Raw genomic sequence first — 12,177 nt, forward strand, 5'->3', positions numbered from 1 at the left:
GTCAGCCGGTGGTGGGGAGCTTGATCGTACCGTCGGGACGGTGGTCGAGCGGGGCGTAGGCGATCACCGTTTCGAGCAGCATCTCGCCGTAGAGATGCGGGAAGAGCTGTCCGCCGCGCGACTCCTCCCACTTCACCTTGTCGCCATGCGCGGCGAGGTCGACCGCGGCGATGTGCAAATCGGCCTGCCCGGCGAAATGCTTGTCGATCGTTTCGGCAAGCTGTTCGGCGGTCGACAGATGAATGTAGCCGTCCGCCACGTCGACCGGCGCGCCCCAGAACCGCCCGTCCCGCTCCAGCGTCGCCATCTGTTCGGCGGTCAGGACCTTATAGGCGGTCAGCGGCGTGTCGGTCATTCACCATCCTCCGGGCCGGCGGCGGCATCGTCGCCGATCGTCGCATCATCCACCGGCGCAACCGCCGTGTCGCCGGCCAGTTCCCCGGCGACCAGCGCCTCGGCGGCATCCTCGGGCTCGGGCTCCTCGTCGATCCGAGCGGCGGAAACGACATGCTCGTCCTTCGCCACGTTGAACAGCCGCACGCCCGCCGAGCCGCGGCCGATGACGCGCAGCGAGCCGAGCGGCATACGGATCATCTTCGCCTGATCGGTGACGAGCATCAGCTGCTCGGCCTTGGTAGACGGGAAGCTGGCGACGACGGGGCCGTTGCGCGCGATATTGTCGATATTGGTGATGCCCTGCCCACCGCGGCCGGTGCGGCGATATTCATAGGCCGAGCTGATCTTGCCATAACCGTTGGCGCAGACCGTGAGCACGAACTGCTCGCGCGCGCGCAGCTCCTCGAACCGGTCGAGCGGCATCGTCAACTCGCCCTCGCGTTCCTTCCACGGCGCGTTCCGGAGATACTCGTCGCGCTCTTCCTGATCGCGGACCCCGACGCGGTGCAGCACCGACAGCGAGATGACCTGATCGTCGCCCTTGAGCGCGATGCCACGCACGCCGGTCGAGTTACGGCTCTGGAACTCGCGCACCTCGTCAGCGGCGAAGCGGATCGCCTTGCCCGCACGGGTGGCGAGCAGCACGTCGTCGCCCTCGTCGAGCAACGCCACGCCGATCAGCCGGTCGTCGGCATCCTCGCCCTCGAACTTCATCGCGATCTTGCCGTTCGACGGCACGTTGGTGAAGGCGTCCATCGAGTTGCGACGCACCGACCCCTTTGCGGTCGCGAACATGACGTGGAGCTTGCCCCATTCCGCCTCGTCCTCGGGCAGCGGCAGCACCGTCGAGATCGTCTCGCCTTGCTCGAGCGGGAGGAGGTTGATCATCGGGCGACCGCGCGTTGCCGGGCCCCCCTCGGGCAGGCGCCAGACCTTCATCCGGTAGACGCGACCGAGCGTCGAGAAGAACAGCACCGGGGTGTGCGTCGAGGTGACGAACAGCTTGGTGACGACATCCTCGTCCTTGGTCGCCATGCCGGCGCGGCCCTTGCCGCCGCGCGCCTGCGCCCGGAAGGCGTCGAGCGGAGTACGCTTGATGTAGCCGGCCATGGTGACGGTCACCACCATGTCCTCGCGCTCGATCAGGTCCTCGTCGTCGATCCCGTCGGCGGCGGCGGCGATCTCGGTGCGGCGCGGCGTCGCGAATTGCGCCCGCACGTCGCGGAATTCCTCGCGCATCACCTCGTAGAGCTTCACGCGGTCCGAGAGGATCGCGAGCAGCTCAGCGATCGAATCGGCCAGCGCCTTCAGCTCGTCGCCGATCTCGTCACGGCCCAAAGCGGTGAGGCGGTGCAGGCGCAGGTCGAGGATCGCGCGGACCTGCACTTCGGACAGGCGGTAGGTGTCGCCCGCGACATCGGTTTCGAGTGCCTCGACCAGCCGCAGATACGGCGCGATCTCGGCGATCGGCCATTCGCGCGCGAGCAATTTGGCGCGTGCCTCGGCCGGGCTCGACGAGCCGCGAATGATCCGCACCACCTCGTCGAGGTTGGTGACGGCGATGACGAGGCCGAGCAAGATGTGCGCGCGCTCGCGGGCCTTGTTCAGCTCGAACTTGGCGCGGCGCGTGATGACCTGTTCGCGGAACTGCACGAACGCGCTGATGATGTCGCGCAGGTTGAGCAGTTCGGGGCGGCCGCCGCGGATCGCGAGCATGTTCGCGGGGAACGAGCCCTGCGCCGGCGTATGCCGCCACAGCTGGTTGAGCACCACCTCGGGGGTCGCGTCACGCTTGAGGTCGATGACGATGCGGACGCCTTCGCGGTTCGATTCGTCGCGAATGTCGCTGACGCCCTCGATACGCTTGTCCTTGGCGGCCTCGGCGATCTTCTCGACCAGCGCATTCTTGCCCTGCTGGAACGGGATTTCGGTCAGGACGATCGAGGTGCGGTCGCCGCGGCCGGTCTCGATCTTGTGGCGGCTGCGCACGATCACCGAGCCGCGCCCGGTCTCATAGGCCGAGCGCGCGCCGGCGCGGCCGAGGATGATCGCACCGGTCGGGAAGTCCGGACCGGGGACGATCTCCATCAGCTCCTCGGTGGTGATCGCGCCATTGTCGATATAGGCGAGGCAGGCGTCGACGACTTCGCCGAGATTGTGCGGCGGGATGTTGGTGGCCATGCCGACCGCGATGCCGCCGGCGCCGTTGACCAGCAGATTGGGGAAGCGCGCGGGCAGCACCTGCGGCTCGCGCTCCGATCCGTCGTAATTGGGCTGGAAGTCGACCGTGTCCTTGTCGAGGTCGTCCATCAGGTAATTGGCGGACTTCGCCAGCCGCGCCTCGGTATACCGCATCGCGGCGGCGGGATCGGGGTCCATCGAGCCGAAATTGCCCTGACCGTCGATCAGCGGCACGCGCATCGACCAGTCCTGCGTCATGCGGACCAGGGCTTCGTAGATCGAGCTGTCGCCGTGCGGGTGATATTTACCGATCACGTCGCCGACGATGCGCGCCGACTTGCGATACGGGCGGTTGTAGAGGAAGCCGCTTTCGTTCGCCGAGAACAGGATACGGCGGTGCACCGGCTTCAGCCCGTCGCGAACATCGGGCAGCGCGCGCGCCACGATGACGCTCATCGCATAGTCGAGGTAGCTGGTCTTCATCTCCTCGACGATGGAGATGGGGGCGATAGCGGAAGGATCGGCGAGGACGGTGTCGTCGGCCAACTGGACGTACTTTCTTTTTACGGATTCGTTTCAGGCGCGTGTCTAGGCGGCATGAGGCGCAAAGTCACGCCCGGGGCGGTCATCTGCCGTCCGTTTGGGTCGCGTAGCCGTCAGGCCGTTGCGGGGCGGCACATCGAAGGACTGCCCGTACCCAAACCGTTCGTGCTGAGCCTGTCGAAGCACGTGCCCGGAACACGCCCTTCGACAAGCTCAGGGCGAACGGCGGTTGATGGGCGGACGGTGCTTACCACTACGGTGCTATCTCCGCCCCGTCCCACGCGAGCAGCTTGCCGCTGTCGGTCGGCTTGAGAGCGTCGAGCACGTCGAGCAACTGCACCGCGGCGCGGTCGGGCTGGAAAAGGTCGCGACCGCTCTGCTGGAACGGTTTCGACAGGCGCGTATCGACGGTGCCGGGGTGGAGGGCGACGACGATGCCGCGATCGTTGCGGCGCTTGTCCTCGACGGCCAGCGTGCGGATCAGCTGGTTAAGCGCGGCCTTGCTCGCGCGATAGCCGTACCAGCCGCCGAGCCGGTTGTCGGAAATACTGCCGACCCGCGCCGATAGCGCCGCGAATATTGAGCGCCCGGCACGCGGCAGGATCGGGAGGAAATGCTTGGCGACCAGCGCGGGGCCGATCGCGTTCACCGCATATTGCTGCGCCAGCCATGCGGGATCGAGATCGCGCAACGCCTTCTCCGGCCCGTGCCCGGCATCGTGGAGCAGTCCGGTGGCGACAATCACCAGATCGGCCTTGCCGACGCGGGCGGCTGCGGCGGCGATGGTCGGCTCTTCCAGCAGGTCGAGATCGGCGCGGGTCAGGCGGACGACGTCATTCTCTTCCTCCGCCAGCGCGTCGGCGAGCGCGGCACCGATGCCGCCGCCGGCCCCGATCACGACCGCGCGCATCACGCCGCGCGCCGGAAGGTCCAGCGCGCCTCGTCGCTGGCGTCGGAGTCGAAACGGTAATCGGCGGTGTCGAACGCCTTCATCCCGTCCAGATCGGCGACGTGATGCTCGACCAGATAGCGCGCCATCATGCCTCGCGCCTTCTTGGCGTGGAAGCTGACGAAGCGGTTGTCGGCCTCGCGGAAGTCGACCGCGACGACGCGGATGTCGGCGGGAAGCTTGCCCGCGACCGCCTCCCAATATTCGTTGCTGGCGAGGTTCAGGACGATGCCCGAGCCCTCGGCCGCGACGTCGGCGGCGAGCGCGTCGGCGATGCGCGGGCCCCACCAGTCGGTGAGCCGGTCGCGGCGCGGCGCCCAGCGCGTGCCCATCTCCAGCCGATAGGGGCGCATCCCGTCGAGCGGGCGCAGCAGGCCGTAGAGGCCGGACAAAAGCCGCAGATGATCCTGTGCGAAGCGCACCGCGGGTTCGTCGAGCGTCGGCGCGTCGAGCCCGGTGTAGACGTCGCCCGCGAAGGTGTAGAGCGCGGGGCGCTCCGCCGCTTCCGGGAAGTCGCGGAAGCGATCGGCGTTGAGCTTGGCGAGCGCGGGCGAGATCTTCATCAGCTCCGACAGTCGCTTCTGCGTCAGGTGCGAGGCGGCCTTCGCGAGCGTCGCCGCCTCGGGCGCGAACCGCGCGGGGGTGGCGGGGAAGGGCGGTGGGGTGTCGAGGTCCAGCGTCTTGGCCGGCGAGAGAACGGCGATCATCGTCGCGCCGTACGCGCGCGATGGCCTGCGTTCAATCGCGGTTCAGCGGCGGCAATGCATTGCAACGGTACATTCCTTGTACACGCGCGCGCTGGGCACTAGAGCAGCGACCGAGCGTTACGCCCGCGAATTCTGGAGAGACGTGTCGATGAAGACCCTTTCGAACGCCGTGATGGCTGTGCTTCTGGCTGGTGGTGCGACGGTCGCGCTGTCGCAGCCGGCAATGGCGCAGAAGAAGAAGGAAGAGCAGAAGGGCGATCAGCTCAAGCTCAGCAACGAAGTCCGCGGCCCGGCCGCGCAGGCGCAGACCGCGCTCGCCGCCAAGGATGTCGCGACCGCCGCGCCGCTGGTCGCCGCGGTCGAGGCCGCCGCCAAGACCGACGACGAGAAGTATATCGCCGCCGCGCTGCGCCTCAATCTGGAGGTGATCCAGCCGGGTGGCCCGAACAACACCAATCTCGTCGCGCCGCTCGATGCGCTGATCGCCAGCCCGCGCACCGCGCAGGCCGACAAGGCGAAATATGCGTACCAGCGCGGCGTGATCCAGGCGAATGCCAAGGATGCGGCGGGCGCGATGCGCTTCTTCGAGCAGGCGCAGCAGCTCGGCTACAACGATCCCAACCTGCCGTTGCAGCTCGTCAAGCTGAAGATGGACTCGGGCGATATCGCCGGCGGGTCCGCGGCGCTGGCCAAGATGGTCGACGAGCAGATGGCCGCGGGGCAGAAGCCGTCGGAGGACATCTTCCGCTATGCGATCGCGCGCAACAACCAGGCGAAGAATGCCGCCGAGACGCGCGCGTGGATGCGTCGTTACCTGACCTCCTATCCGACCGCGAAGAACTGGCGCGACATGCTGGTGGTCTGGGGCATCCAGCCGCAGTCGATCGCGACGCTCGACAAGGCGCAGAAGGTCGATCTGTATCGCCTGCTGCGCTCGGGCAAGGCGCTCGCGGATCAGTATGATTACGAGATCTACGCGCAGTGGACCTTCGATCAGGGCCTGCCGTGGGAATCGAAGGCGGTGCTGACCGAGGGCAAGGCCGCGGGCAAGATCCCGGCGAACAGCCCGGATGCGGGCAGTCTGCTGGCGGCGGCGAACAAGTCGATCTCGAACGAGGGCTCGATGGCGGCGGTCGAGGCGCGCGCGATGAAGGCGGCGGACGGCAAGCTCGCCGCCAGCACCGCCGACGCCTATCTCGGCACCGGCGAATATCCCAAGGCGATCGCGCTGTACCGCGCCGCGCTGCAAAAGGGTGGTGTCGACGCCAACGTCGTCAACACTCGGCTCGGCATCGCGCTGACCAACTCGGGCGACAAGGCAGGCGCGAAGACCGCGTTCCAGGCGGTGACCGGTACGCCGCGCGCGGACATCGCCGCATGGTGGATCGACTTCCTCGATCACCCGCCGGTCGCGTAAGCCGCATCGGATCGGATCGAAAGCGAACGGGGCGGCCTGCGGGTCGCCCCTTTTTCCATGTCGGCGGCGCGGCGCGATCAGCTGATCGGGACGCCGGCCTGCGCCTTGAAGGTGCGGATCGTCAGCGACGACTTGACGCTGGTGACGTTCGGCGCCGAGGTCAGCTTGGTGGTGAGGATGCGCTGGAAGCTCTCCAGATCCTGCGCGACGATCTTCAGGATGAAGTCGATCTCGCCATTGAGCATATGGCATTCGCGCACTTCGGGGATCGCGGCGACATGCGCCTCGAAGGCGGCGAGGTCCTGCTCGGCCTGACTGCGCAGGCTCACCATGGCGAAGACCGTGATCGGGAAGCCCAATTTGGTCGCGTCGCACTCGGCGTGATAGCCCCGAATCACGCCCGCCTGTTCAAGCGCGCGGACGCGGCGCAGGCACGGCGGCGCGGTCAGGCCGACGCGCTCGGCCAGCTCGACGTTGGTCATCCGGCCGTCCTCCTGCAAGAGCGCGAGAATTTCACGGTCGATCCGGTCCAGGGTCATCATATCTCACTCAACGGCCGCGCATCTTCGCGATAGCTGCCTTTCGCACGGCTATAGGATTGTTGCGTCGAAACGCAATTGTAGAAAGCTGCGTCAATACGGGATGGTGCGCGAAACTCGACGATGGCTCCGAACCGGGCGCATCTCTACGAACGCGGTGGGATAACAACGCAAAAGACAAGAGGTCGATCGTTTCCGTGCGCTTCAACGACAGCCTGAGAACCGTGCTGGCAGCCGAGGCGCGCTCCGCGCTGGGAGCGCGCGCGACCTATCGCCAGCTCGTCGACCTGATCGCGCGCCGCCGCGCGCCCGCGGACGACCTGCTCCTGACGCGGCTGGCGAAGCTGCGCGAGCGCGTGCCGGAGGACGTGCGGATCGCATGCGCGCGCGGGCTGGCGCTGTTCGATGCGCCGCTGCCGCTCGTGACGCTGTTCGCGACCGACACTCGCGACGTGGCGGTGGCGACCTTGCGCGGCGTGCGGCTGGATGCGTCGGAGTGGGAGACCCTGCTCCCGCGATTGCACCCGGTCGGACGGAGCGTGCTGCGGCAGCGGCATGACTTGCCGCCGTCGGTCGAACGCGCGCTCGACAGCTTCGGCCCGGCCGACTTCCGGCTCGGCTATGCACCGAGTGAAGCGACGCCGCGCGAGGAGGGGAGCACAACGGTGGTCCGCTTCGAGATCGCCGATCTGGTCGAGCGGATCGCCGCGCATCAACGCGACGGAGCCGACCCGATCCGCCCGCTGGACGGCTTCCGGTTCGAAACCGACGCGGCGGGGGTGATCCGCTGGCTGGATGCCGGGCCGCGCGGGGCGGTCATCGGGCTGACGCTCGACCATCGCGCCGGCGTATGGGCGGGGGCGGCGGTGGATGGCGTCGCATCGGGCGCGTTCCGCAAGCGCGCGCCCTTTTCCGGCGCGCGGCTACGCGTGCCGGGCGGATCGGCGATCGGTGGCGAATGGCGGATCGCCGGCATCCCGATGTTCGACCAGGCGACCGGCGCCTTCACCGGGATGCGCGGGCAGGCGCGTCGCCCACGCGCGGACGAGCGCGCCGAACGCGGCGTGGCGCGCGAGCGTGCGGCCGGCGCCGAGGGACTGCGGCGGCTGGTGCACGAACTGCGCACGCCGGCCAACGCGATCGCAGGATTCTCGGAATTGATCGAGCAGCAATTGCTGGGGCCGGTCGCCACGCCGTATCGCGATCGTGCGACCGAGATCCGGCACCGCGTCACCGATCTGATCGGCGCGATCGAGGACCTCGATCTCGCCGCCCGGATCGATGGCCGTGCGCTGGAGCGCCGGGAGGGCGTGACCCCCGCGTCACCCTTGTTGCAGCGGATCGCGGAAGACCTTGCGCCGCTCGCCGCGTTGCGCCGCGCGGAGCTGACGCTGCCGACGGTGCGCGACGCGACCTGGGCGGTCGACCCGTACGATGCCGAGCGATTGATCGCGCGCCTGTTGTCGGCCGCGCTGTCGGCCGCGGCACCGGGCGAGCAATTGACGACCGCGCTGGTCGGCGGTGTAGGGACGCTGGCACTCGCGCTGGTGCCGCCGATCGCCTTCGCGGAGCGCGACGAGGCGAGCCTGCTGGCGCTCGACGACGAGGATGCCTCTCGCGACGAGGGCGCGCCGCTGCTTGGGGTAGGATTCGCGCTCCGGCTGGTGCGCAATCTCGCCCATCAGCTGGGCGGCCGGTTCGTGATCGCGCCGGGGCTGTTCACGCTGTTGCTTCCCGCGGTCGAAACCGATGCGGCCGGTCACGCGACGGGCGGGGCGACGTAGACGCTTGCCAGCGGGCGGGCAGCGGCGCTAACGGGCGGCGCGGGGTCGGGGCCTGTAGCTCAATGGTTAGAGCTGGCCGCTCATAACGGCTAGGTTGCGGGTTCGAGTCCTGCCGGGCCCACCACCGCGCTGCGGCGCGCATTGCGCGTCATCGATGACGTTGCCATGTGCGACGGATGAGCAGCATCGGCACCCCCATCGACGAAACCGGCCTGTTGGTGCGCGAGCATGGCGCATTCGTGCTGCAATGCGACCGCGGTGGCCGCTATGTGCTGGAACTGCCGCGCGTGCCCGTCGACCATGTCCAGAAGCGCGTGCGGGTGCAGGGCGTCGTCTGTGGGGAGGGGCGCGTCGCCGCCGAGGGCGTCAGCGCGGCGTAGCGTCAGGTCATTGCGAGCGTAGCGAAGCAATCCAGGGCCGCATCAGGACGCCCTGGATTGCTTCGCTACGCTCGCAATGACGGCCGCTTCTGCGCCAGCGTTGAAAATCAACAAAGGGCGGCGGATCGTTCGTCCGCCGCCCGTCGTCGGATCAGGCCCAGTTGGCCATCTTCTTCTCGAGGTTGACGCGCACCGCCTCGAAGAACTGCTCGGTCGTCATCCAGCGCTGGTCCGGGCCGATCAGGATCGCGAGGTCCTTGGTCATGTCGCCGCTCTCGACGGTCTCGACGCAGACCTGCTCCAGCGTCTCGGCGAAGCGCGTCACGTCGGGCGTGCCGTCGAACTTGCCGCGATACTTCAGGCCGCCGGTCCACGCGAAGATCGACGCGATCGGATTGGTCGAGGTCGCCTTGCCCTGCTGGTGCTGGCGATAGTGGCGCGTGACGGTGCCGTGCGCCGCCTCGGCCTCGATCGTCTTGCCGTCCGGCGTCATCAGCACCGAGGTCATCAGCCCGAGCGAACCGAAGCCCTGCGCGACCTGATCCGACTGGACGTCGCCGTCGTAATTCTTGCAGGCCCAGACGAACTCGCCGTTCCACTTGAGCGCCGAGGCGACCATGTCGTCGATCAGGCGATGCTCGTAGACGATGCCCGCCGCCTTGAACTGCTCGGCGAACTCGCTTTCGAACACTTCGGCGAAGATGTCCTTGAAGCGGCCGTCATAGGCCTTGAGGATCGTGTTCTTGGTCGACAGGTACACCGGCCAGTTGCGGCCGAGCCCGTAGTTGAGCGAGGCACGCGCGAAGTCGCGGATCGACTCGTCAAGGTTGTACATGCCCATCGCGACACCGGCCGACGGGAAGTCGAACACCTCGTGCTCGATCGTCTCGCCATTCTCGCCTTCCCACTTCATGGTCAGCTTGCCCTTGCCGGGCACCTTGAAGTCGGTGGCCTTGTACTGGTCGCCGAACGCGTGACGGCCGACGACGATCGGGTGCGTCCAGCCCGGGATCAGGCGCGGGACGTTCTTCATCACGATCGGCTCGCGGAAGACCACGCCGCCCAGGATGTTGCGGATCGTGCCGTTCGGTGAACGCCACATCTTCTTGAGGCCGAATTCCTCAACGCGCTGCTCGTCGGGGGTGATCGTCGCGCACTTCACGCCGACACCGTACTTCTGGATCGCCTTGGCGCTGTCGACCGTCACCTGATCGTCGGTGCGGTCACGCTCCTGCACGCCGAGGTCGTAATAATCGAGATCGATGTCGAGGTACGGCTTGATCAGGCGCTCGCGGATCCATTCCCAGATGATCCGCGTCATCTCGTCGCCGTCGATCTCCACGACGGGCGTCTTTACCTTGATCTTCGCCATGCTCGCTTGTCCTTCGAGTGGGTGGTTTGGTGCGGCGATAGGGGGAAGGGGGGCGGGGATCAACCTACGGCGTTGTCACCACGCGCTTACGCAGATAGGACGAAGCGATGACTTCGCTCGACAAGCCACCGGTCGTCACGACCACCGTCAAGTGGCGCTTTCCTGCCGTCCATCCCGAGGGGCAGAAGTTCACCGCTATCGCATTCGGCATCACCTTGTTGATGACGATCGTCTCCAAAGTCTTCTTCTGGCCGTTCCTCGGACTGACGCTGTGGGTGGCTGCGTTCTTCCGCGATCCGGTGCGGACCACGCCGACCGGCGACGACCTGATCGTCTCGCCCGCCGACGGGCTGATCACGATGATCGAGCGCGTGCCGGTGCCGCGCGAGTTGATCGGTGATCTCGGCGAGGGGACGATGGTGCGCGTGTCGGTGTTCATGTCGGTGTTCGACGTCCACATCAATCGCTCGCCGATCGCGGGAACAGTGCGGCAGGTGGTCTATATCTCCGGCAAGTTCCTCAACGCCGACCTCGACAAGGCGTCCGAGGAGAATGAGCGCCAGCATTTCGTCGTCGAGGGTTTCGACGGGCGACGCGTCGGCTTCACGCAGATCGCCGGGCTGGTCGCGCGGCGGATCGTCGGGTTCGCCAAGATCGGCGACATCGTGGCGGCCGGGCAGCGGATCGGGCTGATCCGCTTCGGCAGCCGGGTCGACGTCTATCTGCCCGAGGGTTACGAGCCGCAGGTCGCGCTCGGACAACGCGCAGTGGCGGGCGAGACGGTGCTCGGTCGCCTCGGCGTGCCGCGCATCACCGGCAAGTCGCAATAGGCGCGCGGGCATGAGAGCACCGATCCGTCGTCCGCTTCGTCGCCCGCCCGGCGGGCTGCCGTTGCGCGCGGTCGCGCCGAACGCCGTTACCGCACTGGCGCTTTGCTCTGGCTTGTCGGGAATCCGCTTTGCGATTTCCGGGCAATGGGAGCTGGCGGTGGTGATGGTGCTGATCGCGGGCGTGCTCGACGGGCTGGACGGGCGCGTCGCCCGTATGCTGCACGGCGAGAGCCGGTTCGGGGCGGAACTCGATTCGCTTTCCGACGCGATCTCGTTCGGCGTTTCGCCCGCGTTGATCCTCTATCTCTGGTCGCTCCACGCGCTGCCGCGGTTCGGCTGGATGGCGGCGTTGGTGCTGGCGGTCTTCTGCGCGCTGCGACTGGCGCGCTTCAACGCCAATATCGATGCCGACGACCAGCCGCACAAGTCGGCGGGGTTCCTCACCGGCGTCCCGGCGCCCGCGGGCGCGGCGCTCGCATTGCTACCGCTCTTTCTGTGGTTCGTGACCGAGGCCCCGTTGCTGCGCGATCCACGATTGGTGGCACCGTGGACGATCGGTGTCGCGCTGTTGATGGTGTCGAGCCTCGCCACCTTCTCGACCGGCTCGCTCAAGCTGCGGCCGAACATCCGCTTCGAGGCGATCGTGGTGGTGGTTGCGGTCGGTGCCGCGGCGGTCAGCGCGCCGTGGCAGACCGCCGCCGCGGCGGGGATCGCTTATCTTCTGGCGCTCCCGTTCAGCGTCGCGAGCTATGCGCGTGTCAAGCGGCTTCGCGCGAGCGCAGCGTCATCGGTACCAGCGTCGGACCTGCCGCCCAGCGCCTGACCGCGATCCGCCGCTCGGCCCGCACCAGCGTCGACAACGGTTCGAAGCGCGCGGCGGACGGGCGACCACGCAAGATGGCGGCGATCCGCGCCGCCTGCGGCAGCACCGTCGCGGCCAGCACAAAGACTGCGAGCGCCGCTGCGCCGCCAAACACCATTACCGCCATAAAGGTCGCCATGATCGTCTCCTCGCACATCGTGCGAACCGTGCCGCTGTAAATTCCTGCACAGCGGCATGGTTCCTGAATCAACCTCAG

At 67.6% G+C, this 12,177-nt stretch carries 12 protein-coding genes and 1 tRNA gene; 6 read left to right on the forward strand and 7 right to left on the reverse strand.

Features of this window, described 5'->3' with window-relative positions; translation table 11 throughout:
• Nucleotide 1: 1 nt before the first annotated feature.
• The 4 genes from PGN12_11805 to PGN12_11820 form a co-directional block, all read right to left on the reverse strand.
• Complete coding sequence (locus PGN12_11805) at nt 2-355, reverse strand: DUF952 domain-containing protein (protein ID MEH3104581.1); 354 nt, start codon at nt 353-355, stop codon at nt 2-4.
• A complete protein-coding gene (gene gyrA / locus PGN12_11810) occupies nt 352-3,123 on the reverse strand; it encodes a DNA gyrase subunit A (GenBank protein ID MEH3104582.1) in 2,772 nt (923 codons plus the stop codon). The genes PGN12_11805 and gyrA overlap by 4 nt, the downstream gene beginning before the upstream one ends.
• Nucleotides 3,124-3,373: 250 nt before the next feature.
• The gene (locus PGN12_11815; GenBank protein MEH3104583.1) at nt 3,374-4,030 is read right to left on the reverse strand and encodes an SDR family NAD(P)-dependent oxidoreductase; all 657 of its coding nucleotides are present in this window, start codon (nt 4,028-4,030) and stop codon (nt 3,374-3,376) included.
• Nucleotides 4,030-4,776, reverse strand: a complete 747-nt coding sequence (locus PGN12_11820; GenBank protein ID MEH3104584.1) for a peroxide stress protein YaaA — start codon at nt 4,774-4,776, stop codon at nt 4,030-4,032. The genes PGN12_11815 and PGN12_11820 overlap by 1 nt, the downstream gene beginning before the upstream one ends.
• 172 nt (nt 4,777-4,948) lie before the next feature.
• Here PGN12_11820 and PGN12_11825 point away from each other — a divergent pair, with 172 nt between their 5' ends.
• Entirely contained in the window at nt 4,949-6,193 is a 1,245-nt protein-coding gene (locus PGN12_11825; protein MEH3104585.1) for a hypothetical protein, read from the forward strand.
• A gap of 77 nt (nt 6,194-6,270) precedes the next feature.
• Here PGN12_11825 and PGN12_11830 read toward each other — a convergent pair whose 3' ends face one another.
• A complete protein-coding gene (locus PGN12_11830) occupies nt 6,271-6,732 on the reverse strand; it encodes an Lrp/AsnC family transcriptional regulator (protein MEH3104586.1) in 462 nt (153 codons plus the stop codon).
• 197 nt (nt 6,733-6,929) lie between these two features.
• On the opposite strand from PGN12_11830, the gene PGN12_11835 reads away from it, so the two are divergent.
• From PGN12_11835 to PGN12_11845, 3 genes are all read left to right on the forward strand, one after another.
• A complete protein-coding gene (locus PGN12_11835; GenBank protein MEH3104587.1) occupies nt 6,930-8,516 on the forward strand; it encodes a sensor histidine kinase in 1,587 nt (528 codons plus the stop codon).
• Between the two features lie 48 nt (nt 8,517-8,564).
• A tRNA-Ile gene (locus PGN12_11840) sits at nt 8,565-8,640 on the forward strand.
• 52 nt (nt 8,641-8,692) lie between these two features.
• Nucleotides 8,693-8,896, forward strand: coding sequence for a DUF5818 domain-containing protein (locus PGN12_11845; protein MEH3104588.1), 204 nt, complete (start codon nt 8,693-8,695; stop codon nt 8,894-8,896).
• 151 nt (nt 8,897-9,047) lie between these two features.
• Here the strand turns inward: PGN12_11845 and PGN12_11850 are convergent, their stop codons facing one another.
• The gene (locus tag PGN12_11850) at nt 9,048-10,268 is read right to left on the reverse strand and encodes an NADP-dependent isocitrate dehydrogenase (GenBank protein ID MEH3104589.1); all 1,221 of its coding nucleotides are present in this window, start codon (nt 10,266-10,268) and stop codon (nt 9,048-9,050) included.
• Between the two features lie 107 nt (nt 10,269-10,375).
• On the opposite strand from PGN12_11850, the gene PGN12_11855 reads away from it, so the two are divergent.
• Nucleotides 10,376-11,098, forward strand: coding sequence for a phosphatidylserine decarboxylase (locus tag PGN12_11855; protein ID MEH3104590.1), 723 nt, complete (start codon nt 10,376-10,378; stop codon nt 11,096-11,098).
• A 10-nt stretch (nt 11,099-11,108) separates the two neighbouring features.
• On the forward strand, nt 11,109-11,921 hold the full coding sequence (locus PGN12_11860; GenBank protein ID MEH3104591.1) for a phosphatidylcholine/phosphatidylserine synthase: 813 nt from the start codon (nt 11,109-11,111) through the stop codon (nt 11,919-11,921).
• Here the strand turns inward: PGN12_11860 and PGN12_11865 are convergent.
• Nucleotides 11,857-12,099, reverse strand: coding sequence for a hypothetical protein (locus tag PGN12_11865; GenBank protein ID MEH3104592.1), 243 nt, complete (start codon nt 12,097-12,099; stop codon nt 11,857-11,859). The two genes, PGN12_11860 and PGN12_11865, sit on opposite strands and share 65 nt — an antisense overlap.
• Nucleotides 12,100-12,177: the final 78 nt, after the last annotated feature.

It is taken from the genome of Sphingomonas phyllosphaerae, assembly GCA_036946405.1.
In the GTDB taxonomy this organism is placed as follows: Bacteria; Pseudomonadota; Alphaproteobacteria; order Sphingomonadales; family Sphingomonadaceae; genus Sphingomonas; species Sphingomonas phyllosphaerae_D.

Bases quoted from the DNA above. Each gene is read 5' to 3' on its own strand.
- PGN12_11850 (MEH3104589.1), bottom strand. From the start codon at position 10,268: ATGGCGAAGATCAAGGTAAAGACGCCCGTCGTGGAGATCGACGGCGAC.
- PGN12_11820 (MEH3104584.1), bottom strand. From the start codon at position 4,776: ATGATCGCCGTTCTCTCGCCGGCCAAGACGCTGGACCTCGACACCCCA.
- PGN12_11855 (MEH3104590.1), top strand. From the start codon at position 10,376: ATGACTTCGCTCGACAAGCCACCGGTCGTCACGACCACCGTCAAGTGG.
- PGN12_11825 (MEH3104585.1), top strand. From the start codon at position 4,949: ATGGCTGTGCTTCTGGCTGGTGGTGCGACGGTCGCGCTGTCGCAGCCG.
- PGN12_11860 (MEH3104591.1), top strand. From the start codon at position 11,109: ATGAGAGCACCGATCCGTCGTCCGCTTCGTCGCCCGCCCGGCGGGCTG.
- PGN12_11830 (MEH3104586.1), bottom strand. From the start codon at position 6,732: ATGACCCTGGACCGGATCGACCGTGAAATTCTCGCGCTCTTGCAGGAG.
- PGN12_11805 (MEH3104581.1), bottom strand. From the start codon at position 355: ATGACCGACACGCCGCTGACCGCCTATAAGGTCCTGACCGCCGAACAG.
- PGN12_11865 (MEH3104592.1), bottom strand. From the start codon at position 12,099: ATGGCGACCTTTATGGCGGTAATGGTGTTTGGCGGCGCAGCGGCGCTC.
- PGN12_11845 (MEH3104588.1), top strand. From the start codon at position 8,693: ATGAGCAGCATCGGCACCCCCATCGACGAAACCGGCCTGTTGGTGCGC.
- PGN12_11815 (MEH3104583.1), bottom strand. From the start codon at position 4,030: ATGCGCGCGGTCGTGATCGGGGCCGGCGGCGGCATCGGTGCCGCGCTC.